This window comes from Micromonospora sp. NPDC048830, assembly GCF_043198215.1.
Taxonomy (GTDB): domain Bacteria; phylum Actinomycetota; class Actinomycetes; order Mycobacteriales; family Micromonosporaceae; genus Micromonospora.
On sequence record NZ_JBICUP010000070.1, the window covers coordinates 1 to 23105 of the forward strand.

Here is a 23105-nt window from a genome sequence, read left to right on the forward strand (position 1 = left end):
ACCAGGCGTCGCGGTGGTGGTGGGGTGCGTTCGGCGTCGGCGCGGCCCTGGTTGAGGTACCGCACGAGCAGGTTGGCGCTGCCGGTGTAGCCCTGCTCGCGGATCTCGGCCAGCAGCCGGGTCGTTGCCACGCTGGGTTCTTCGGCCCGGCGGCGGCGCAGGTGGTCGCGGAACGGGTCGACCAGTGTTTCGCGGTAGCGCGGCGGGCGCTGCAGGTCCTCGGCGGAGGCGGCGCGGGCATAGCGTTTGACGGTGTTCAGTGCCCAGCCGAGCCGGCGGGCGCACTCCAGCAGGCCAACGCCCTCGTCGAGCAGCGCGTGCACGGCGGCGTGCCGTTGTCGGGTGCGTTCGTCCAGTGGCCGGTCCGGTCGCGGTGGGCCAGGCTGCCAGCAGCCCAGGAGCCAGTAGCTGGGATCCGTCGATGGCGACGACATCAGCGGCAGCCCCGCAGCTCAAATCCGCCTTCGCCGCCCGCCGCACGTAGATGCACAGCAGAGCCCGTGAACCCCAGGGCAGCCCGCCCGGGTCGTCGTCGAGCGGCAGCGGGCCTGAGGTTGACACCAGTAGGTGGTCACGGGCGGAAGAGCATCGCGAGCAGAGACGCGACGACGATGACGACGCCGACCGTCAGGAGGAGATGGAGCGCGCCTTGCCCGGGAAGGAGCATGGCGACGAGGATGCCGGCAAGGAACGCGATGGGCAGGGCGCCGGGCTTTAGCTTCTCCGTCGCGCGCTTCGCGGCTCGCTCGGATGCCTCTGATTCCGGCTCTTCGGCCAGCAGCTCCTGCAGCGTCGTGTGCCGGAACTCGTAGACGGCGCCGACCTGGCGAAGTATCTGCCGGTCCAGTGCAGACTGCAGCAGTGGCGCGAAACGGACCGGCCGCCGGTCTACCGCGTAGGCCAGCTGCGCGACGCGCAGCTCCTGGCTGACTGTGGGAGAGAAGAGCAGCAGGCTGCCGACTCCGAGGATGGTTCCCGTCGAAGCGCCCCATACCGGACCGAACAGCACGCCGGAGGCGAGCCCGGCGGTGACTCCCAGGCCGAGCGACACGATGCGGGCCCACAGCCGGTCCGCGCGATAGACGCCGACCGGCGTGGCCACCGGGGCGACGACGGCCGGGCGCCCCCAGAAATCGAGCAGCGCATAGAACGCGCCAAACAGCGCCACGACCGGCGCGACCAGGGCGAAGCTCGCCCACCCCCGGCCGATGATGACGGCGGTGCCGAATCCGGCGGCGACCGGAAGCATGGTTCGGCCCATGACGGTGAGCAGGGCGAGCAGGTCACGACGGCCGGGAAGCCGGACCGCGAGGATCCGCGGCTGTGTCGGCACGCGCAGGATCATCGACACCGGCACCGAAAGACACCCACCCACCACTCCCGCGAGGATCGCTGCCTTGATGCCGAACGTGAGCGTGTTCGGGATTGCGAGCACGAGCCCGGCGTGGATGCCGAAGGCCGTCCTGAAGACCAGATGACGCCGGTGCCGCGGCACCCAGCTGGGGATGTCCCACCAGCGAAGCTGACGGTTCTCGCCCATGTTCCGGGCGATCCACCCCAGCCAGCGGCGCGCGTGTCTGCGCTGACGCCCGTCGGGGTAGGCGAGTTCGAACTGGCGGTTGAACAGGTGCCGCAGCAGCTTCTCCGGCGTCCGGTACGCGCGGCTGTCGAGCAGTTCCTTCGGATCGGCATCCGAGTAGGCCTCGCGCGCCAGGCTCAGGGCCAGCGGCGTGGTCAGGGTGCGGGCCGCGACGCTGCGTGGCGCCTGCCGCATGCCCTGGGTGACCTCCCGCCACGCTGTCAGCCGCTCGCCCAACTGCTCGGCGAGGAGAAAGGCGGTGGCCTGCTTCAGATCAACCGGGAGGATCTCCACAACCGCCGCGCCGTACAGCTGACCGTCTTTCAGTGCCCTGGGGTACTCGACGCCGCGGCAGGTGATCACGACCGGGAGCCCGTCGGTCGCCTGGTCGAGGACATGCAGCGCGTTGCCCCGCGCCGCAGGCGCCATCTCGTCCAGCCCGTCGAGGAAGAACGCGACCTTGCCGGACCGGACCAGTTGCCCAGCCATACCGGGACCGCCGATCGCGGGGTCGGCGAGGCTGGGGTAGTCACGTTCCAGGACACCGGCAACCCACTCGTCGAACACTGTTGTGGCCGGATCCCAGTCGCCGACGGTGAGCCAGACCGGCACCGGCTCGTCCGGCTGCCGGTGCTCCAGCATGTCGATCAGCAACAGCAGCATCGCAGTGGACTTCCCCGCACCGGGCTCACCGAGCAGGACCAACCGAGCACCGGCGCCGAGCGGACCGAGGAGTTCCTCGCGCAGCTTGGTCACCACACCTGACCTCGGCAGCCTCGGTCGAAGGCGCTCCGGTGCGACCGCCACGTCCTCTCCCGCCCACCGCCACCGCAGCGCGAGCGGGGCGGGGGTCTTGATCCGCCGGGCCTTTGCCTGCCTCCGCCAGTACCGCAACGACTCCACCGACAGGTACTCCGCCGCGTCGCGGATTCGGCTAGGCATGCCTGACGGGTGGTCAGAAGTCGTTCCAGCCCGCGTTGCCTTCTCCCAGAGCGTCAAGGCCAGCGCGATGCCGCCAAGCACCAGGGCGCCCACGTTCGCCCAGTTCGTCCAGCGCTGGAACTCGCTCGTCGTTCGAGGGTCGTCGGACAGGAACGCCTGGACGAGGACGAGTCCGCAGATCACCAGGATCGTCGAAGCGAACAGGACCAGAGCTGCACGCAGCACCCGGGTACGCACGCGCTTCACGACGTTGTCCGTGTCGGCATAAAGGGATGCCTCGTCAACTGCGTCACTGCCGGCAGCATCGTGTCGGCCGCTATCAGCCGGCCACCAGGAGCTGCGCCGACTCTTACGCCAACTGCGGACGAGACCCGCGCTCTTCCTACCAGCAGCCGCAGTGGTCTCATTCATTTAGCATTCGCCATCGCCAACGGATCCCACAAGGCCCACGTCGTCAAACCGCGGCGTTGCTGGTGGGCGTCGAAACGATCAGCGTCGGGTCACTGAATCGGGCCGCCCTGGTGGCGTGCGCGGCGGTCCTCTTCGGTGACGAGCGCCTGTACCCGGCGGATGGTCGCGCCGGGCGCGAGGATCGCGTCCCGCCATCGCTGCAGTGTTCTGGTCAGGTCCCAGAAGGTGGTGCGCAGTTCCTGCAACTCCCGTTGGGATGCCGCCAGATGTTCCCGGACGGCCAGTGCCTCGGTCTCCAGTTCCGTGACCCGGGTACGCAAGGACTGCACCAGGGCCGATGCCGCGTCGGTCAGGGCTCCGGCGTGTCGGCCTTCAGCTTCCGCCGTTGCATGGCGACGGTGGCGAGCACACCGAGACCGCTGGCCCCGCCGAACAACCCGAGTGCGGAGAGCAGCAACTGGGCCCAGTAAGGCGAGTCGGCCGACTGCAGGGTCATCATTACGGCCCCGCACGGCGCGACTCGATGCCAGCCTGGTGCAGGCGGTGAGCATGCGCAGGGACCGCACGATCTCGGCCGCGCGCAGCCACGAGCCGAGCGTCACCGCGCCGACGAACGATGCCACCACCACCGCCTGTCCGCCAGCGACCGCAACCACCGCGACGACGTACCTCGCGGCGATCGCGCCCAGCGTCAGCACCACGGCGAGTTCGATGCCGAGCCCGGTGCCGAGTTCCCCCGGCCAGAACATGCCGACCAAACCCGCGACGCCGACCACGATCAGACCGAACTCCCAGAAGACCTGCATCGCCTCGGGCATCGCCGTCTCCACCGACCGCGGCTGAATGTCGAGTACGGCCAGCAGGACACCACAGACAGGTGCGGTGACGAGGACAGCCAACTCGTAGACGCGGTGGCTGGTCCGCTCGTAGAAGGTCCCCATGACGCACCCCTCTCCGCCGCTCGTTCAGCCAACAGCCGACGCGCCAGGCGCCCCTGCGCGCGTGCACGCCTGGCAACCGGCCGGGTACATCGGCGACGAGCAGCGCCGCGATACCGAACCCCGCGTCCTCGCCGAATCCCTAGAGGGACGTCCTTCGCGCTACCCGGGCATTCCCATCGAACACCGCACCGTCCCCGGCCCGCCCGCTGCAGCGCTGCTCGACGCCGCGAGCGATGCCCAACTCCTCGTCGTCGGCGCCCGCGGACGCGGCGGCTTCACCGGCCTACTGCTCGGCTCCACCAGCCACGCCGTCCTCCACCACGCGCCCTGCCCCATTGCCGTCGTCCGGGCCCAGCATGTGGTGTGAATGCCGGGGGGACACCCGCCCGAGAAACCGGGTAACTGCCCTGGCAGCGAACTGGTGGAGACCACAGTGGGTCGCCTGCACGGGGTCCCCGGGCTCACGGTTCACGACGACCGGTGCGGCTGCGCCTCCGCCGCGCGGCGAGCACGCTCCAGCCGATGGACACCGCCAGGGTGAGCACCACGACGGCGAGGGTGAACCAGACCGGCAGTTTTCCCACCGGCGTCTCGGCCAGGATCAGCTTCACCCCGGCGAAGGCGAGCAGCACCGCCAACCCGTACCGCAGATAGCCGAAATGCCGCAGCAGGCCCGCCAGGCAGAAATAAAGGCTACGCAGGCCCAGGACGGCGAACGCGGTCGCCGTCCAGACCAGGAACGTGTTGGTGGTGATGGCCAGGATCGCCGCCACCGAGTCGATCGCGAAGACCACGTCGGTCGCCTCGATCGCGACCAGGGCGACCACGAGCAGGGTGGCCTTGCGCCGGCTGTCGACACGGACGGTGAACCGGCCGTCGTGGTAGCGGGGATCTGTCGGGGCCAGCCGGCGGAACAGCCGGACCGCCAGGTTGCGGTCGGGGTCCACGTCGGGCTTGCCGCGTACGGCCAGCCGCCACCCCGTCCAGACGAGGAAGGCGCCCAGCGCCAACCCGGCCCAGGCCAGCCGGTCCAGCAGTTCCGCGCCGGCGAAGATGAAGAGCAGGCGGAACCCGAGCGCTCCGACCACGCCCCAGAAGAGCACCTTGTGCTGGTACTTGGCGGGCACCCGGAAGTAGCCGAACAGCAGCGCGAAGACGAAGACGTTGTCGACCGACAGGGCCTTCTCCAGCAGATAGCCGGAATAGTATGCGACCGCCGGCTCACTGCCGCGCCAGAACCAGACCACGAGGCCGAAGGCGAGCCCGGCGGCGATCCAGACGGCGCTCCAGGCCAACGCCTCTCGCAGCTCGATGACATGGTGGTGACGGTGGGACAACACGTCCACCGCGAGCATGACGGCGATGACCGCGGCGACCGCCGCCCAGGACCAGAGCGACACCGCGAACGTCGCGTCGTCCACCCGGCGCCCTCCGCATCCACGACGGCGGCCCTCCCCCACGCGCGGGGGCCGGACCGGTCCGCGTCTTCCGAGCCTAGGCGAGCGGCCCGCTGCCGGACGCCGGTCCGCTGAAGTGCCCGTCGAAGGGTCCGGCCGGACCCGCCCACGCTCTGACCCACGGCCTCCCGCACTGCCCGTGCGGTATCACGGCATCTTCGCCTACATCGACGGGCAACTCGTCGACGGCACCACCCTGCCGCTTTCCGGCTCCGCTACGGCGGCTCCGCCAGCAGGTGGGGCTTCGCGATCTACCTCGCCAGCCGCGACGGCTACCAAGACTCCGTTTTGCCCAGCGGGCTACACGCGCGGCAGCCCCGAAGAAGCCCTCGACTGCGCCTGCGGCCTCTACCTCAACGACCCCACCCCCTGGACGCAACCACCGGTGAATTAACGACGGGAAGCACTTACTCGCCGATGATTCCTCGACGATTTCTCAGGGGGTGGGCGGTTGGTGCGCATTCGGGATACCCCGCCCAGCCGTGGATCCATTTCGGCCGGACTTGTCTCCTTCGGGGCGTTTCGTTGGCTGTGGTGAGCGTCGCGCGGTCGCCAGTTGGAGCTTTGTTAGGTATGCCTTATCTTACTTGGGTGTCCGTTGCCCGTGATTCCTTCGTGCCGGCGGGCCGGTCCGGCGGCCTGGTGTGGCGTCGGTCGGCCGTGCTGGCGGCGTTGCTGTTGGCCGCTGTGGTTGCGGCATTTCTCAGCGTGACGGTCGGCTCGAAGAGCGTGCCGATGGCTGATGTGCTCGCGGCGCTGCGTGGGGAACGTTCGGGCGACGCGCTGGTGGTCTCGGCACTGCGCTTCCCACGGACGTTGCTGGGTCTGCTGGTCGGGTTGGCGTTGGGACTGGCCGGGGCGCTCGCGCAGGAGTTGACCCGCAATCCGTTGGCCGATCCGGGCTTGCTGGGTATTTCGGCCGGCGCGGCGGTGGCGGTGGCCGCAGGCATTGGGGTGTTCGGGTTCACGTCGCCCTACGAGTACGTGTGGTTCGCGTTCGCCGGTGCCGCCTGCGCCGGAGTGCTGGTCTACGTCATCGGCGGGGCGGGGCGGGGTTCGGCGCGTAGCGGTGGCGCGTCGCCGGTGAAACTCGCGCTGGCGGGGGCTGCGGTCACGGCTCTGCTCGGCAGTTTCACCTACGCGTTGGTGCTGCTCGATGTGCGTACCTTGGACGAGTACCGGTTCTGGGCGGTGGGATCTTTGGCTGGCCGTGACGGCGGGCTCGCCGGTCAGTTGAGCCCGTTCGTCCTTGTCGGTGGGGTCTTGGCGGTGGCGCTCGTCCCGCGGCTCAATGCTCTGGCGCTCGGTGATGACGTGGCCAGCGGGCTTGGCGTCCAGGTCGGTACGACGCGGTTGCTGGGTGCCGCCTCGGTCATCTTGTTGACCGGTGCGGCGGTGGCGGCGGCCGGGCCGGTGACATTCGTGGGCCTGGTGGTTCCGCATGTGGTGCGGGCGTTCACCGGTCCTGATTTGCGCTGGCTGCTGCCGTGTTCGGCGCTTGGCGGTGCGGTGCTGCTTCTGGCTGCCGATACGTTGGGGCGGATCCTGGACCATCCCGGTGAGGTTCAGGCGGGTGTCGTGACTGCCCTCGTCGGGGCGCCGTTCCTCATCGTGCTGGTCAAGCGCGGCGTACTGCGCGAGCACACCCGGTGACTGGTCTTCATCTGCGTGACGTGCCGGCGGCGCGGCCTGCCCGGCCAGGCTGGCTGTATCGGTCCGCTGGGCGGATCGGGTGGCAGTTCGGTCCGGTCGGCGGCGTGCTGCGGCCCAGGGTGTGGGCGGTGTTGGCCGCAGTTCTGGCCGTTGTCGCTGGCGGCCTGGTGGCCTCGCTGTCGCTGGGCGAGTTTCCGATCCCGGTACGCGATGTCGTGGGTGCACTGACTGGTGCCGGTAGTGCGGACGCCGCGCTGATCGTGGTGGAGCTGCGGCTGCCGCGGGCGCTCACCGGTCTGCTGGTCGGCTGCGCGTTCGGTCTGGCCGGGGCGCTGTTTCAGGCGCTGACCCGTAACCCGTTGGCGAGCCCAGATCTGATCGGTGTTTCAGCGGGGGCCAGTGCGGGTGGGGTCGGTGCGATCTTGTTGGGTGGCGTCGCGGCGGCGGGGGCCGGTTCGTATCCGGCGGTGCCGGTGGGGGCGCTGTTGGGGGCACTGGCCGCGGCCGTGTTCATCTACGCGATGGCGTTCCGGGCGGGCACGATCACGGGGTACCGGTTCGTGCTGGTCGGTCTGGGTGTGCACGGCGCGCTCCAGGCGCTGACCGCATGGCTGCTGGCACGGGCCGACATCGATCAGGCGTCACGGGCGATGGTGTGGTTGACCGGCAGCCTCAACGGGCGCGGGTTCGAGCACGCCGGGTGGGTGGGACTCGCGCTGCTGGTTCTGGTGCCTGTCACGGTCGGGTTGATCCGGCCGTACCAGTTGGCGCAGTACGACGACGACACCGCGCGAGTCCTAGGGCTGCCGGTCGACCGGGCGCGGATGGTGCTGCTCGTGGCCGGGGTGGGGCTCGCTGCGGTGGCCACGGCGGCGGCAGGACCAGTGGCGTTCGTGGCGCTGGCCGCACCGCAGATCGCCCGGCGGCTGACCGGCAGCGCGAGCCTGCCGCTACTCACCAGCGGCTGCGTCGGCGCCGCGCTCCTGCTTGGCGCGGACCTGCTCGCCCGGCTGGTGTTCGCGCCGATCGAACTGCCGGTCGGTGTCGTCACTGGGACCGTTGGCGCACCGTATCTGATGTGGTTGCTCGCTCGGGCGCACCGGGCCGGAACGGGAGGCTGAGATGACGGCGGTGCGAGGCAGCCATTTGCGCCTGACCTACGGCGACCGCATCGTGGCCGACGGCCTCGATCTGGACATGCCGGCGGGCCGCGTCAGCGTCTTGGTCGGCCCTAACGCGTGCGGCAAGTCCACCGCGCTGCGGGCCTTGGCCCGGCTGTTGGTTCCCACCCGCGGAGCGGTCTACCTGGGCGAGGATCCCATCGGCGACCTGGCCGGGCGGGAGCTGGCCCGCCGGCTCGCGCTGCTGCCCCAGGCTCCGATCGCTCCGGACGGCATCACCGTTCGGGACCTGGTGGCCCGGGGCCGCACACCGCATCAACGGTGGTGGCGGCAGTGGTCGCGGGCCGACGAGGATGTCGTTGACGATGCGTTGCGGGCCACCGGTGCGATGGAGCTGGCCGACCGGGTACTCGACGAGCTGTCCGGTGGGCAACGGCAACGGGTGTGGATCGCGATGGCGCTGGCCCAGGACACCCCGGTGCTGCTGCTGGACGAGCCGACAACCTACCTCGATCTGGCCTATCAGGTCGATGTCCTGGAGCTGGTCCGCGAGCTGAACGACCGGAGGGGCACCACCGTGGTGATGGTCCTGCATGACCTCAACCAGGCCTGCCGGTACGCCGACCATCTGGTCGCGATGCGCGATGGCGCCGTCGTCGCCGCCGGGCCCCCGGCGGAGGTGGTAACCCCGCCGCTGGTTCGGGAGGTGTTCGGCCTGAAGTGTCGCATCATCACGTGCCCGGTAGCCGGCACGCCGATCGTTATACCGGAAGGACGCCAGGCCAGGGCGTGACGGTCTGAAGCCACGCCGACACGCGGCTGCTCTCCTCGGCACTGATGAGCGGGCAGGTGATGCAGTACCGCCCCGAGGAGGCTGGCGTCTGGTACGCCAGGCAACGCACCGCCCGGCGTTTCCAGGAGACGATCCCATCGCCACAGGGCACGTCATGAGCCGGATCTGGTGGCGGGCGCCGGTGAACAGTGTCTGGGCGCGGGCCGGGGCGTCGAGGCGGCCCAGCACCTCGCTGCTGCGGAACAGCGCGGTCACCAACGGGTCGGCGGCATCCACGCCCAACGCACGGGGACCACGCCGTACCAGCTGGCGCGCCGTTCAGCAGCGGCGCGAGCAGGGTGGCGTATTCCGCGGCGGTGACGCGCTCGGCGGCGGATCTGCCTGTGATGATGGCCGCGCCGCGGGCCGGTACGGCAAGCGCGCCGGCGCCGAATCGGAAGGCTAGCCCGTCCGGGTCCGGGCACAGTGTCCGGTCGGTGAGGCATAAGGTGCCGGTCAACGCGAAGGCCAGCGCCGAGGCCACCGCGCCGACCGCGAGACCGGCGGCAGCCGTGCGCTCTTGTGCTGTCATGGCGTGGCTGTACTCGGCGGCGTGGTCGACCAGCCCGCGTAGATGCGGTGAGTTGCCGGTGTCCGACCCAGCCTGTGGCGGTGGGTGGGGCGTCATTGGTGATGACCGCCTTGTAGTACCCGGTTAATGCGGCGCCCGACTCATCAGGTCAGGCTCGGTCGTGCTCGTCGGCGTTGTGCTGCGCCGGCCCCTCTTCTCGATCAACAAAGGATAGGCTAAGCTTATCTCCGCCGGTAAGGGCACCCTAACTTATCCGATGAGGAGAGTTCATGCTGCAGTTTGCGCGCCGCTACTCGGCGGTCGCCAGGATCGCCGTCGGCTTGACAGCAGGGCTGACCTTGGCTGTCGGGCTGTCGGCCTGCACCCCGGCTACGGACGCCATCCCAACCGCGGGCGTCGATGCTACGGCGGGCTTCCCCCGTAGCATCACCCACGACAAGGGCACCACCGAGATCAAGATGAAGCCGCAGCGGATCGTCGCGCTCGACAACAGCCTCGTCGAGGCCGTCGTGCTCCTGGAACGTCCGCTGGTCGGCGGCATCGCCAGCTACCGCAACCAGAAGACCTTTCCCGAGTACCTCGGCGACGCCGTCAAGGACACCAAGGACATCGGTCCGCTGGACAACCCGAACCTCGAACTCATCGCCTCGCTCAAGCCGGACCTGATCGTCTCGGCCACCGTGCGGCACGACGTCCTCTACGACAAGCTTTCCAAGATCGCGCCGACCGTGTTCGTGAAGACCACCGGCCCGATCTGGAAGGACAACATCACCCTCCTCGGCAAGGCCCTTGGGGAGGAAGCGAAAGCGGCCAGCAAGCTCGCCGAGTATGAGGCCCGCGCGAAGCAGATCGGCGCCGCTATCAACGCCAAGGCGGGCGACCCGACAGTGTCGGTCGTGCGGTTCGTCGACGGCCCGACCCGCCTGATGGCGCGCGCGTCGTTCATCGGCATCATCCTCGACGACGCCGGCCTCAAGCGCCCTGCATCGCAGGACAAGGACACCTTCGCCGAGGAGATCAGCGAGGAGCAGATCGAGCTGGCCGACGCCGACCACGTCTTTGTGACCGTCTACGCCGGCGGCTCCGACCGGAAGGCCAAGTTCCAGGCCAACCCGCTGTGGCAGCGACTCAAGGCCGTCCAAGCCGGACGGGTGTACGAGGTCAAGGACGAGTTGTGGATGACCTCGGTGTCAGCGCAGGGGGCGCACTTCGTGCTCGACGACCTCGCCAAGACCTTCGGAGTCGACGCGGCGAAGTAACGGCACCACTCACCCCGTGCGGGCCCACAAGCCGGGGCCCGCACGGATCCCGGACACCCCTGCCCGACCGGCTCATGTCGGACCTTGCCATCCGGAGGTTTCCACGGTGCGGCTGTACCTGACAGCGCTCAATCCGACCGACTCCGTCCTCGACGGGTTCCTGCCGGCCGCTGCCCGGCTCGGGCTACCCGTCACAGTGCTCACCGACCAACCGGCCGGATGGCCCCCGGTGGTCGCCGACGTCACCGGCTGCGACGTCCGCGACGCCCGCGCCGTCATCGACACCATCCACCACGGTCCACGGCCCGCAGCCGTGTTGTCCAACAGCGACCATTTGCAGACCCCGACCGCGCTCGCGGCGGAATACCTCGGCCTACCAGGCAAGGACTGGCGGGCCACCCTGCGGTGCAAGGACAAGCGGCTCACCCGGCGGACCCTGGCCGACGCCGGCCTGGACACGGTCGCCACCGTCAGCCTCGGCCCGGACGACGACGTCGCCGTCGCCGCGGCCCTGCCCTTCCCCGCGGTGGTCAAGCCCCGCGAAGGCGTCGCCAGCGAAGACACCTACCTCGTCACCGACCTGGCCGAACTCACCGCCCGGGTAGCCGAGGTCCGGGCGCGTCGGCCGGAGGTGAGTCTCGTCGTCGAGGAGTACCTCGCGGGCGAGCTGCACACCTTCGACACGCTGGGCGACGGGTCCGCCCTCGCGGTGACCGGGGGCTGGCACACCGCCCTCGGCCCGCCGCCCAGCTTCGTCGAGGAGAGTCTCGACTGGTCGCCGGCACTGCCCGCACCGGTGGTCGCGGACCTGCGGGCGCAGCTCGACGCCCTCGGCGCCGGTTTCGGTGCATGCCACACCGAGTTCGTCCTACAGGAGGGCCGGGCTCGACTCATCGAGGTGAACTACCGGCTCATCGGCGACCGGATGGACCTGATCCTCGCTGAACTGCTTGAGGTGCCCCTGTTCGAGTACGTCATCCGGGTGCACCTGGGCGAGTCGCTGGCCGCTATGCCGCTGCCCGACCCGAACACGGTCCCGCGGCACGTCCGGGTGGAGTACGTCTGCGCCGGCCGGTCCGGCACCCTCGTCGCGGCACCCGGCGCCATCGACCTGCAGCTAGGCGATGCCAGGATCGGTTGCCGACCGCTGCGGAAAGTGGGGACCACCTCCGCGGTCACCGGTACCAACCGCGACTACCTGGCCGTCGTGCACGCCGTCGGCGCGGACCCGGAAGCGGTGGCGGTCGCCCTGCGCAGCTTCCGCGCCGCCCACCGCTGGGACATTGCCGCATGAGAGTGCGAGGCGAGGCACCCACCGGCGCCCATAAGATCATCGAACAGCAGGTGTTCCAGCGAGTCCTGGACGCGCTGCTGCGCGAGAACCACCTGGGCCTGAGCACCAACGGTCACCGCGACGGCGATGGCTGGTGCACGCACACCGGCCGGGACATGCGGCTGCGTCTGCCAGTACGCCCCGACGGTTTCCAACACCACCTGCGAACCTCCCGACCGATGTTCCTCGCGCAGCGAGGCGACGACATCCCAGTGCTGGTCGACACCCTCGACGCGCTGCTCGACATCCTCGCCCCGATCGACGATCCGCAGGCGCAGACCGGCTGGGCGGCGTTCGTCGCCGAATGCCACGGCGAGTTGGCCGCCCGACGGCTCGCGGCACAGCACCAAAGCGGGGTGTACGCCGCGGTGGCCGCCGCCCGCGCCGAACAGCCGACGGGGATGGCCGGTGCCCTGCTCGACGAGACGCTCGCCGCACACACCGACCACCCGGTACACCCGACCAGCCGCTGCCGCCACGGCCTGGACGACGCCGAACTCCTCGCGTACGCGCCGGAACACGCACCCACCTTCGCGCTGCGGTGGTTGCCGACCAAGCGCGCCGAGGTCACCCTCACCGGAAGCCTGCCGCCGTGGTGGCCGGGTACCGGTGACCCGGACACCATGCTGCTGCCCATCCACCCGCTCACCGCGGACCGGCTGGACCTGCCGGCCGTAGACACCCCACCCGTGCTGGTCCGCCCGACGCTGTCGATGCGCACCGTCGCCCTCGCCGCCGACCCGTGCACCCACCTCAAGCTGCCGCTGGCCACCGCCACCCTCGGCGCCCGCAACCGGCGAACGATCGCCCCCGGCACCCTGACCGACGGCGACGCCGTACACCGCCTCCTGCAACGCATAGCCGCCGGCGAGCCGCGATTCGCCGACCGGATTCTGCACGCCGACGAGACCACCTACGGCCACACCGGCGACGAGACGCGAGCGTTCCTGCTGCGCCGCTATTCGACCACACTCGCATCGAGCCTCGTCGTCCCCGTCGCGGCCCTTGCGGCACCGGACCCCGGCGGTACGACCGTCGTCGAGCGGGTGGCCGGCGGTGACCCACGACCGCTGCTGGACGCCTACCTCGACCTGCTCATCGACTGGCACATGTACCTGTGGCTGCGCCACGGCATCGCGCTGGAGGCGCACCAGCAGAACATCCACCTCGTGATCGACCCGGGCGGCGGGGTGCGGCTACTCTACAAGGACAACGACGGCGCCCGGCTCGACTCCCGCCACACCGTGGCACTCGACGACACCCGCATGCGGGTCGACGATCCGGGCGAGCTTGCCGACGTGTTCACCACCATCACCCTGCACCTGTGCGCGGCGGCGCCGCTGCTCGCCCTCGCCGCGCGCGGCCTGCCAGTCCCGACCCCGGCCGCGGCCCTGCGTCACCGGCTGGTCGCCGCGCGGGACCGGTGGGCCGGTGGCGCCTGCGCGCGCCTGTTCACCGAACGCGTACTGGACGCCGCCACGCTCCCGATCAAGGCGATGCTCACCGCCGGAACGCTGCTGCCCAAGGACCGGATCGGCTGCGCCGACATCAACAAGTACTACCTGCGCACCGGCCCGAACTATCTGCGGGACGACCAGCCGACGCGAGGAGCGAGCCCGCGAGCCCTCGCCGCGCGGACCGAGGAGACACCGTGACCGCGACGCTTCAGGCACCCGCGACTGCACCTGAGCTACGCCGCCGCCACGTCGCCGCCGTGGTCGCCTGCCACTTCACCGCGGCGTTCGCGGCACTGGGACTGCCGCCGTACCTGCCCCAGCTCTTGCCGACGCTCGGTGACCCACACGCGACCTGGGCCGGTGCGCTCTACGTCGTGCCCACCGCCGCGACCGCACTATCGGCGCCGCTGTGGGGTCGGCTCGCCGACCGGTACGGCCGGAAGCGACTGCTGCTGCGCGCCCAGCTCGGCCTGGCCGTGGCGTTCCTGCTCGCCTCCCAGGTCCAGACGGTGACAGCGCTAGCGGCCACCCTCGCCCTGCAGGGGCTGCTGGGTGGCACGTTCGCCGCAACCGGCGCCTACCTCGCCGCCGGACTCAGCGGGCCCCGACTGGCCAAGGCACTCACGGCGGCCCAGGCATCCGCCCGGGCGGCACTGGCCGTGGCGCCGACCGCAGCCGGCCTGCTCGCCACCCACGTCGACGTGCGAGGTATGTATGCCATCGCCGCCCTCGGACCGCTGGTGGCCGCCGGCCTGACCCTCGCCCTGCCCGAGCCGCGCCCAGCGACCACGACGGCGGAAAGGGCCGGCCCGCTGTCCGGGTCGGGTCCGGTGCCGAGCATCCGACTGCTGTGCATGCTGGAGGCAGCATTCGTGCTGGCCACGGTTGTCACATTCCCGTACCTGCTGCCGGTGGTGCAGGCCGCCTGGCCCACCGCCGGTCCCGCCCTGGCCGGCGCGCTATTCGCCTTGCCGCACGTGTGTTACCTGCTCGCGGCTCCGCTTGTCATGCCGAGGCTGGACCCGATCCGCGGTCTCACGGCCGCGTTCGCCCTCGTCGCGCTCGGCGCCGCAGCCCACCCAGCGGCGGTAACCTGGGCAAGCCCCACTCTGCTCGTCACCGGCAGGCTGCTGCTCGGCGCCGGACTGACCTACGGCCTGGTCGCGCTGGCGAAGCTGACCGCCCGCGCCGCCACGGCCCACCCGCCCGGCCGCCTGTTCGGCACGGTCGAAGCCTGGTCCAAGGGCGGCGCCGTCGCCGCCGGGCTGTCCGCCTCCGTCCTGGCCGGCCTGTCCGGACCGGCCGCGCCGGCGCTGTTCGGTGCGGTAATCGCCGCATTCAGTGTTTCCTTCATTCTCAGGAGCAGCCGTTGACCGCCGCAGTCGCCCTGTCCGCCGCGGATGTCGCCGCCAGTCACACCCTGCTCGGTTGCCTGGTCCGAGAGGTGTGCGGGCCGGAACGACAGATCACGATCACCGACGGATACGCCCTGGTCCGGTTGCCCCGCAGCGACGTGCTGCTGCGCTGCGAGGTCGCACGAATGTCCGCAGTCGGCGCACACCGCTACACCGGGCCGGTGCAGCGGCTGTCCGGCGATCTGTGGTCGGCGGTCACCGCAACCGACCTGGCCACCCTGGTCGGCGACGAACTGCGCCTGCGCACCGGATTCCCGAACGAGGAATTCGTGGCGCAGGTCGCCGCCAGCCGCGACGCGCTGGAACGAGTTCTGCGGCATCGTCCCGCCGCCGACCCGCAACCCACTGGTGATCCCGTCATCGACTCCTACGTGGACTCTGAGCAGTCCCTCGTCTACGGCCATCCCCGGCACCCGACGCCCAAGTGGCGCAGCGGCGACACCGGGGCCTGGGACACCTACGCCCCGGAGCTGCGTACCAAAGTTCGGGCGCACTGGATCGGCGTCCCCCGCAGCCTGCTCGCCGAGGACGGCCCCTTCGACCAGCTCATCGACGCACTCCAACCGCCGCCCGCACCCCCGGGCCACGTGCCGCTGCCGGTGCATCCCTGGCAGTACCGACTCGCCGGGCCACTCGACCCGCGCCTGCGTGATCTCGGCGTCGGCGGCGCCACCCTGCGACCGACCGCCAGCGTGCGCACCCTCTACGCCCCCGAGGCCGACCTGTTCGTCAAGACCAGCCTGCATGTGCGGATCACCAACTGCCTACGCAAGAACGCCCGGTACGAACTCACCGGCGCGGTCGCCCTCACCAGACTCCTCAGCGGCGTACCCCTGACACCAGGCACCGCGCTGCTACCCGAACCGGCGTACCGCACCGTCGACGTGCCCGGTCTCGACGAAACCTTCGGCGTCATCCTCCGCGGCGGCCTACGCGCCCACCTGCGCCCCGGCGACATCCCGGTCCTCGCCGCCGCCCTCGCCGCCAGCCCCCTCCAACTGGCCGACCCCGTCGGCTGGTGGCACGCCTACACCAAACTGCTGGTCCCGGCCATACTCCGGCTATGGGCCGAACACGGTGTCGTACACGAAGCCCACCTACAAAACGTCGTCGTCGTTCTCAACGCCGACCGCCACCCGATCCGGATGCTGCTGCGCGACCTCGAAGGCGTCAAACTCGACACCGAACGCCGCGCCGACTGGCTCCGCTGCCTCCCCTCTTCCATCGGCTACCACCCAGAACAGGCATTCAACCGCGTTGCCTACTGCCTCTTCGTCAACCACCTTGCCGAACTCGCCGGAGCGGTAGCCGATGCCCACCCCGGCATCGAGGCGCAACTCTGGGCCACCCTGCGGGACGTGGTAAGCGAAACGACCAGCGCACTGGGATCACCGCCCCAGCTGCGGGCGGTACTCGCCGGGGTACCGCTGCCCGCCAAGGGCAACCTGCTCGTGCGCTGGCAACGCGACGCCGACCGGCACGCCGGCTACGTCCCCTTCCCCAACCCGCTCGGACAGGCGCTGTGAACCGACCAACCTACCTGTACGACCTGGACGCGCTCACCACGCACGCCGCCGCCATCCGCGCCGCGCTGCCGAGCAGGGTCGAGCTGCTGTACGCGATGAAAGCCAACCCCGCCCCCGAACTGCTGCGCACCCTCGCCCCGCACGTCGACGGCTTCGAAGCCGCCAGCGCCGGAGAGCTGCGCCACCTCGCCCGTACGCTGCCCGGAGTCCACCCGGCCGTGCTCGGCGGGCCCGGCAAAACCGACGCCGAACTCAACGCCGGCCTCGCCGCCAGCGTTCACCGGTTTCACGTCGAGTCCCCGCACGAACTGCGCCGCCTCTCCGCACTCGCGACGGCCGCCGACACAGTCGCCAACGTGCTCCTGCGGGTCAACCTCCCGGTCGACCTCGAGGGTGCAGCACTAATCATGGGCGGCGCGGCAACCCCGTTCGGGATGAACCCCGAGCAGGCCCGCGACTGCGCGCGCCTCGACCTGCCCGGGATACGCATCCACGGCGTGCACGCTCACCTCGCCAGCGGCCTGACCGCACCGGCGGCGGCGATGGTCGCCCGCCGAATCGTGGACTGGGCGGTGTCACAGCTCGGCGCAGGCGAGGTCAATGTCGGCGGCGGCATGGCCGTCGACTACACCAAACCGGCGAACATCTTCGACTGGGCCCGCTACGGCAGCGACCTTCAGTCGCTCCTCGCGGAACACCCCGAACTGGTGCTACGCATCGAACCAGGCCGCGCGATCACCGCCTACTGCGGCTGGTACGTCACCGAGGTCATCGACGTCAAGTACGCCCACGGAGAATGGTTCGCCGTGGTCGCGGGCGGCACCCACCACCTCCGCACCCCAGCGGCGAAGGGACACTCCCAACCGTTCCGCAACTTTCCCCGCACGGACTGGCCCTACCCGTACCCCCGTCCACGCACCGGCCACGGCATGGTAACCATCGTCGGTCAACTCTGCACACCCAAAGACATCCTGGCCCGCACCGTCGACACCGACCCCATCGCTGTGGGAGACGTCATCGCTTTCGCGATGGCAGGCGCATACGCCTGGAACATCAGCCACCACGACTTCCTCATGCACGACCCGCCCACCTTCAGAGTGGGAACCCTGCGGGAGCTGACCACTGGAAAGATCCAACCAGGTACGTAGGTCCACGCCCTGCAGGTGCGGGGCATCCGACTGCATCGATTGCCGGCTCTCTCCGTACGAGGCTCAAATCCAGCCCGGTCCCGGTGCGTACGTGCCAGTTGCTCGACATCCGACCAGCCACGGAGCAGCCATCCGCGCGGCAAACAAGCCCATACATCGAGACGGGAGGACGATCTTCCAACCTGGCGCGGTGCGGCCGGGTAGTTCGCCACGAAGTCACGACTTCAGCAAGCGGCGGATATTCTCGGCCTCTGCGCGCGCGGCCTCCGCCTCCCCGGCGGCCTGGCGGCCCGGTTTCGCACGGCTGCCTGTGCTGTTAGGTGTCCCCTGCTTGCGGGTTGGTTGTGAAACTTCGCGCTGTACTGCTGTGCCGTCAGCAGCAGTTCGTGGCGCCGGGCGCGGCTGGCTCCTTCTCGACGTCCGGGGTGCAGCAGGGGCTCTCGGTGGCCTTCTCTAGCTGGTCGGAATCGGCTTTGACGGTGTAGACCTCCCAGGGCTCGTTGCCGGGGCCGCGTACCCAGACCTTGTCTTGGAGGCGCAGCAGCATTCCGTGCTGTTCTCTTCGAGGGTGACCAGGCCGGAGTCGGTGAGGCGCTTGGTGGGCGGCGTTGACCTCGTCGGTGGTGAACACCTCGACGCCCAAGTGGTTCGTCACGGTCGGCTGGTGCCTGTCCGAAGGTGGCCAAAGCCCAGCACCCGTTGACACCAGTGCCCAGGTAACCACCGGGTCCACCAGGCTGGATCGCCGCCTCACCCGCCGACGGGACATCGAACAGCGTCTGGTAACCGCCCGTCACCGGGGTATAGGCGACTCGCGGGCCGCCGCGCCCGTGCCGTTCGCAAGGCGCTTCCGTGCACGTCAGTGCCCCCACCTGCGGATTCCTCGACGAGCCACTGCTACTCTTCCCGGTCATGAAAACGGTTTTTATTACCGCTGGGCTGTGTGTGGTGCTGGCCGCCACCGGCTGTTCCGGTAGCGAGGCCGCCACACCGAGCGGTCCGACCGGTCCGGCCAGCCCGGTCCAGCTGACCAACTGCGGGCTTCCCCTCGGCATCGGCGCGCCGCCCAAGCGTTCGATAACGCTGGAACAGAACGCCACCGAGATCATGCTCAGCCTCGGTCTCGCCGACCGGATGGTCGGCACCAGCTACCAGACCGACCCGGTGCTGCCCCAGTTGCGGTCGGCGTACGAACAGGTGCCGGTACTGGCCAAGCTGTACCCGTCGCGGGAAGCGGTCCGAGCGGCGAACCCGGACTTCGTCTACTCGACCTACTCGTCCGCATACGCCCCGGACGCCGCCGGCTCCCGCGCCGACCTGGTCAAGCTCGGCGTGCCCGCGTACCTCTCCCCATTCGCCTGCGAAAACGCGGCGGACGCGATCCCGACGGTGAGCTTCGACAGGATCTTCAGCGAGATCCGCGACATCGCGGCCGTCTTCGGCGTACCGGAGCGGGGTGAGAAGCTGATCCGCGAACAGCAGGGCCGGCTGGACACCGCCGGGCAGCGGGTCCACACGGCCGTGCCGAGCGCTACCCGACAGCCGGACGCAGGCCCCTCCCTGCTCTGGTACTACTCCGGCACGACCACTCCGTACGTGGCCGGGCACGGAGGCGTACCGGACGCGGTCAGCTCGCTTCTCGGAGCTCGCAACGCGTTCACCGACGTCAGCCAGAAGTGGCCCGCCGGTAACTGGGAGGAAATCGCCAGACGCAACCCGGACGTGATCGTGGTGGCCGACTTGACCCGGGGCGGCGACGGCGACAGCGCCCAGTCGAAAATCGACTTTCTGCGCCGCAACCCGGTGACGTCCAAGCTGGACGCGGTGGTCGGCGGACGGATCATCACGGTGTCCGGATCGTCGATGGATCCGTCGATCCGCAGCGTCGAGGCGGCCGAACTGGTCGCCGCGGGCCTGCGCGGGTTCGTCCGATGACCGCGCGGGATACCGCCGACGCCGGCGCGCGGGCCGCCGGGGCGCTGGACCAGGCGGCCGCCCGGCACCTGCTCCAGCTCTGGGACGACCAGCAGTCCGCGTACGTGGCCCACCGTGACCTGCGGTTCGAGGCGATGTTCGACGTGCTGCGGCTGCACTGCCCGGACGACCTGACGATCCTGGACCTGGCCTGCGGTCCCGGCGCGATCAGCGACCGGGTACTGGCCGGCTTCCCGCAGGCCGCCGCTGTCGCGGTCGACTACGACCCGATGCTGTTGACGGTGGCCCAGGGTGCGCTCGATCGGTACGGCTCCCGGGCCGAGGTGCACGACCTGGACCTGGCGACCGAGGACTGGGAGAAGGCGCTCGCCGGAAGGAGGATCGACGCCGTGCTCAGCTCGACCGCGCTGCACTGGCTCTCACCGGCGCAGCTGCTGCGCATCTACACCGCCGCCGCTCGGCTGCTGCCGGCCGGTGGTGTCCTGCTGAACGCGGACCACCTCCGGTACGACGGGTCGGCTCCCACGCTGAGCGACATCGCCCGCCGGCACGACGAGCGAGTGCAAGAGGAGACGTTCGCCGCCGGCGCGCTCAGCTACTCCGCCTGGTACGCCGAGGCGGCCCGTCATCCGGAACTGGCGGGACTGGCCGCCGAGCGGGAACGGCGGTTCGCCGACCGGCCGCCGCAGGCCCTGGCCCCGCTGGAGTTCCACCTCGCGGCACTGCGTACGGCCGGCTTCGCCGAGGTCGGCACCGTCTGGCAGTACCTCGACGACTACGTGGTGTTCGCCCGCCGATGAGCCCACCGGTCGCACCATCCCTCGCCCCGGCACCCGATTCCGGTGCCGGGGCGAGGCGAGCCTCGTCCACCCCTGCCGGCACCTGGCGGCCGGGTGGCCGGTACGTCCTGCCGCTGGCCGTGTTCCTGTTGCTCACCAGCATCGCGGCAGCGGTCGCCGTGGGCTCGGCCGATCTCTCCGCCGCCGACGTACTGCGTTCCGTGGGCACCCATCTGGGCCTGCCGGCCCGCCCGCTGCTGCCGCTGCCGGACAGCATCGTGTGGGACCTGCGGCTGCCCCGGGTGCTGCTGGCCGCGTTGGTCGGTGCCGGCCTGGCCGTGTGCGGCGCGGTGCTGCAGGCGCTGACCCGTAACCCGCTGGCCGACCCGTTCCTGCTCGGCGTCTCCTCCGGCGCCTCCACCGGCGCGGTGGCGGTACTGGTGCTCGGAATCCACGTCGGCGCGGGCCCCGTCGGCCTGACCACCGGCGCGTTCGTCGGCAGCCTGGCCGCGTTCGGCGCGGTGCTGCTGCTGGCCGGTCGACGAGCCGTCGAGCCGACCCGCATCGTGCTCGCCGGGGTGGCCGTCTCACAGCTGTTCAGTGCGGTGACCAGCCTGATCGTGATCTCCGACGCGCACACCCAGGACACCCGCAGCGTGACGTTCTGGCTGCTCGGTTCCCTGACCGCGGCCTCATGGCCGGCGGTGGCGCTGTGCGCCGTGGTGACCGGCGTTGGCCTGCTGGTCTGTTGGGCCGCCGCGACGGCGCTGGACGCCTTCGCGTTCGGCACCGACACCGCACGATCGCTCGGCTTCTCCACCGGGCGAACCCGGCTGCTGCTGTTCGGCGTCACCGCGTTGGTGGCGGCCACGCTGGTCGCGGCGAGCGGGGCGATCGGGTTCGTCGGATTGACGGTGCCGCACGCGGTACGGTTCATGATCGGTTCCGGGCACCGCACGCTGCTACCCGCCTGCGCGGTCACCGGCGCGATCTTCCTGATCTGGGCGGACACCGCGGCGCGGACCGTGTTCTCGCCGCAGGAACTGCCGGTGGGTGTGCTCACCGCAGTGCTCGGCGTGCCGGTGTTCGCCCTGGTCATGCTGCGCCGGATGGCTACGCCGTGACCGGCTGGGACGCCACCGGCGGCGGGCGGGCAACCCGAGAGGGCCGGGACGGCGGCGGGCACGTCGCGGGCCCGCGTCCGGCTCTGCTGCGCGCGGACCAGATCGGATGGGGCGTAGCCGGCGTGCGGATCCTGGCCGAGGTGGCGCTCACCGCCGAACCGGGTGCCACGGTCGGACTGCTCGGGCCGAACGGCTCAGGCAAGTCGAGCCTGCTGCGGCTGCTGGCCGGGCTGGCGCGACCCGACTCCGGGCTGGTGCTCCTCGACGACGTCGCGTTGAGCACGCTGTCTCGGCGCGCACTGTCCCGGCGGATCGCGGTGGTCACCCAGCAGGCGGTCACCGACGTGGAGATGTCCGCCCTGGAGGTGGTCCTGTTGGGCCGAATCCCGTACCGCCCACGTCTCGCCGGTGTCGCCGCTGCCGATGTGGCCCTGGCCCGGCACGCGCTCGCCGAGGCCGGTCTGGCCGGGTTCGAGCAGCGGCGCTGGTCCACCCTATCCGGTGGGGAGCGGCAGCGAGTGGACCTGGCCCGCGCCCTGGTTCAGGAGCCGGACCTGCTGCTGCTCGACGAGCCGACGAATCACCTGGACATCCGGCACCAGCTGGACCTGTTGCAGTTCCTCTCGGAGTCGGCGACCACCGTCGTGGTGACCCTGCACGATCTCAACCTGGCCGCACAGTACTGCGACCGGCTGGTGCTGTTGCACGCCGGCCGGGTGGTCGCGGCAGGTGCGCCCGCCGAAGTGCTCACCGCAGACCGGATCGCGCAGGCCTACCGGGTACGGGCGGACGTCGACACGGCGGCTGACGGCCGGCCCCGGGTCCGCTACCGCCGGCCCGGCTTCTGATCCGTCTCAGCTTCCCCTGCCCCTTGCGGGGCCGCCGTGGGGCGGGAAAATGGTGCCGCTCGTCCGGGTCGAGGTCGAACCGTCACTGATGCCTGAAGCTCGTGTCTCAGCTTGACCCTGGCAGCCGCGTACTTCGGGAGTCGTGGATTGTTGCCGTAAGAGCACGAGGACCAGATTCTTTGCCTCCCGCGGCTGCCGGCTCGGACGGCTATGTGGTGTCGCGAGGGGAAGGAGACGGCAGGCCGTGGATGTGCTGCATGATCGTTGTGCCGGGTTGGACATCAGCAAGCGGGACGTGAAGGCGTGCCTGCGGACCCCGGGAACACGGCGTAACCAGCGGCGAAGCGAGGTACGTACGTTCGCCACGACCACCAACGACCTGCTAGCGCTGCGGGACTGGCTGGTCGCCGAGCAGGTCAGCCTGGTCGTCATGAAAGGCACCGGCGACTACTGGCGGGCCCCGTACTACCTGCTCGAAGACGCCCTGAACGTGGAGTTGGTCAACGCTCGGCAGGTCAAGGCGATGCCCGGACGCAAGACCGATGTGGCCGATGCGGTGTGGCTGGCACAACTGGCCGAGTGCGGGTTGCTACGGGCCAGCTTCGTGCCGCCCGAGCCGATTCGCCAGCTTCGCGATCTGACGCGGTACCGCACGGTGCTGACTGTCAAGCCCCGGGTTTGATGGAGAGTTGGTTAGAGCGACCGGCAATAGGTGTCGTCTGAGTCTGCGAGTGGTGGGTCGGGCGTCCCAGCGGTAGAGGGTTCGGGCTCGAGTGATGAGTTGACGGATGGTGACGATGGCGGCGGCCAGGT

General features: G+C 70.3%; 17 protein-coding genes and 3 pseudogenes. 15 read left to right on the forward strand and 5 right to left on the reverse strand.

Annotation, left to right across the window (positions count from 1 at the left end; translation table 11 throughout):
- From ACGFIZ_RS32070 to ACGFIZ_RS32080, 3 genes and pseudogenes are all read right to left on the reverse strand, one after another.
- Positions 1–434 (reverse strand): annotated as a pseudogene (locus ACGFIZ_RS32070) (hypothetical protein); the annotation flags it as partial.
- Between the two features lie 137 nt (positions 435–571).
- The gene (locus tag ACGFIZ_RS32075) at positions 572–2767 is read right to left on the reverse strand and encodes an NACHT domain-containing protein (RefSeq protein ID WP_393426420.1); all 2196 of its coding nucleotides are present in this window, start codon (positions 2765–2767) and stop codon (positions 572–574) included.
- 254 nt (positions 2768–3021) lie between these two features.
- A complete protein-coding gene (locus ACGFIZ_RS32080) occupies positions 3022–3873 on the reverse strand; it encodes a hypothetical protein (protein ID WP_393426423.1) in 852 nt (283 codons plus the stop codon).
- On the opposite strand from ACGFIZ_RS32080, the gene ACGFIZ_RS32085 reads away from it, so the two are divergent.
- A complete protein-coding gene (locus tag ACGFIZ_RS32085; RefSeq protein ID WP_393426426.1) occupies positions 3872–4240 on the forward strand; it encodes a universal stress protein in 369 nt (122 codons plus the stop codon). The two genes, ACGFIZ_RS32080 and ACGFIZ_RS32085, sit on opposite strands and share 2 nt — an antisense overlap.
- A 94-nt stretch (positions 4241–4334) precedes the next feature.
- On the opposite strand, the gene ACGFIZ_RS32090 is transcribed toward ACGFIZ_RS32085, so the two are convergent.
- Positions 4335–5294, reverse strand: a complete 960-nt coding sequence (locus ACGFIZ_RS32090) for a TerC/Alx family metal homeostasis membrane protein (protein WP_393426428.1) — start codon at positions 5292–5294, stop codon at positions 4335–4337.
- 708 nt (positions 5295–6002) lie between these two features.
- Between ACGFIZ_RS32090 and ACGFIZ_RS32095 the strand changes: the two genes are divergently transcribed.
- The 9 genes from ACGFIZ_RS32095 to ACGFIZ_RS32135 all read left to right on the forward strand — a co-directional run bounded on the left by ACGFIZ_RS32095 (position 6003) and on the right by ACGFIZ_RS32135 (position 17606).
- Entirely contained in the window at positions 6003–6983 is a 981-nt protein-coding gene (locus ACGFIZ_RS32095; protein WP_393426467.1) for a FecCD family ABC transporter permease, read from the forward strand.
- Positions 6984–7111: 128 nt separating this feature from the next.
- On the forward strand, positions 7112–8104 hold the full coding sequence (locus tag ACGFIZ_RS32100; RefSeq protein WP_393426431.1) for a FecCD family ABC transporter permease: 993 nt from the start codon (positions 7112–7114) through the stop codon (positions 8102–8104).
- Between the two features lies 1 nt (position 8105).
- Positions 8106–8897 carry an ABC transporter ATP-binding protein gene (locus ACGFIZ_RS32105; protein ID WP_393426434.1) on the forward strand — a complete coding sequence of 264 codons (792 nt, stop codon included), beginning with the start codon at positions 8106–8108 and terminating at the stop codon, positions 8895–8897.
- An 840-nt stretch (positions 8898–9737) separates the two neighbouring features.
- Positions 9738–10727 carry an ABC transporter substrate-binding protein gene (locus ACGFIZ_RS32110; RefSeq protein ID WP_393426437.1) on the forward strand — a complete coding sequence of 330 codons (990 nt, stop codon included), beginning with the start codon at positions 9738–9740 and terminating at the stop codon, positions 10725–10727.
- A gap of 106 nt (positions 10728–10833) precedes the next feature.
- Entirely contained in the window at positions 10834–12021 is a 1188-nt protein-coding gene (locus ACGFIZ_RS32115) for an acetyl-CoA carboxylase biotin carboxylase subunit family protein (RefSeq protein ID WP_393426440.1), read from the forward strand.
- Positions 12022–12071: 50 nt separating this feature from the next.
- Positions 12072–13715 carry an IucA/IucC family protein gene (locus ACGFIZ_RS32120; protein ID WP_393426443.1) on the forward strand — a complete coding sequence of 548 codons (1644 nt, stop codon included), beginning with the start codon at positions 12072–12074 and terminating at the stop codon, positions 13713–13715.
- The gene (locus ACGFIZ_RS32125; protein WP_393426446.1) at positions 13712–14890 is read left to right on the forward strand and encodes an MFS transporter; all 1179 of its coding nucleotides are present in this window, start codon (positions 13712–13714) and stop codon (positions 14888–14890) included. The genes ACGFIZ_RS32120 and ACGFIZ_RS32125 overlap by 4 nt, the downstream gene beginning before the upstream one ends.
- Complete coding sequence (locus ACGFIZ_RS32130; RefSeq protein ID WP_393426449.1) at positions 14887–16458, forward strand: IucA/IucC family protein; 1572 nt, start codon at positions 14887–14889, stop codon at positions 16456–16458. The genes ACGFIZ_RS32125 and ACGFIZ_RS32130 overlap by 4 nt, the downstream gene beginning before the upstream one ends.
- Positions 16455–17606, forward strand: a complete 1152-nt coding sequence (locus ACGFIZ_RS32135; RefSeq protein WP_393426452.1) for a type III PLP-dependent enzyme — start codon at positions 16455–16457, stop codon at positions 17604–17606. Before ACGFIZ_RS32130 ends, ACGFIZ_RS32135 begins: the two co-directional genes overlap by 4 nt.
- 373 nt (positions 17607–17979) lie before the next feature.
- Here ACGFIZ_RS32135 and ACGFIZ_RS32140 read toward each other — a convergent pair.
- Positions 17980–18270: pseudogene (locus ACGFIZ_RS32140) on the reverse strand (glyoxalase/bleomycin resistance/dioxygenase family protein); the annotation flags it as partial.
- A 188-nt stretch (positions 18271–18458) separates the two neighbouring features.
- Between ACGFIZ_RS32140 and ACGFIZ_RS32145 the strand changes: the two are divergent.
- The 5 genes and pseudogenes from ACGFIZ_RS32145 to ACGFIZ_RS32165 form a co-directional block, all read left to right on the forward strand.
- Positions 18459–19541 (forward strand): ABC transporter substrate-binding protein, encoded by a 1083-nt coding sequence (locus tag ACGFIZ_RS32145; protein ID WP_393426455.1) that lies wholly within the window; start codon positions 18459–18461, stop codon positions 19539–19541.
- A complete protein-coding gene (locus ACGFIZ_RS32150; protein ID WP_393426458.1) occupies positions 19538–20341 on the forward strand; it encodes a class I SAM-dependent methyltransferase in 804 nt (267 codons plus the stop codon). The genes ACGFIZ_RS32145 and ACGFIZ_RS32150 overlap by 4 nt, the downstream gene beginning before the upstream one ends.
- Positions 20338–21444: a FecCD family ABC transporter permease gene (locus ACGFIZ_RS32155; protein WP_393426461.1), complete on the forward strand. Its 1107-nt coding sequence runs from the start codon at positions 20338–20340 to the stop codon at positions 21442–21444. Before ACGFIZ_RS32150 ends, ACGFIZ_RS32155 begins: the two co-directional genes overlap by 4 nt.
- On the forward strand, positions 21441–22292 hold the full coding sequence (locus ACGFIZ_RS32160; protein ID WP_393426464.1) for an ABC transporter ATP-binding protein: 852 nt from the start codon (positions 21441–21443) through the stop codon (positions 22290–22292). Before ACGFIZ_RS32155 ends, ACGFIZ_RS32160 begins: the two co-directional genes overlap by 4 nt.
- A gap of 250 nt (positions 22293–22542) precedes the next feature.
- Positions 22543–22956 (forward strand): annotated as a pseudogene (locus ACGFIZ_RS32165) (transposase); the annotation flags it as partial.
- Positions 22957–23105: the final 149 nt, after the last annotated feature.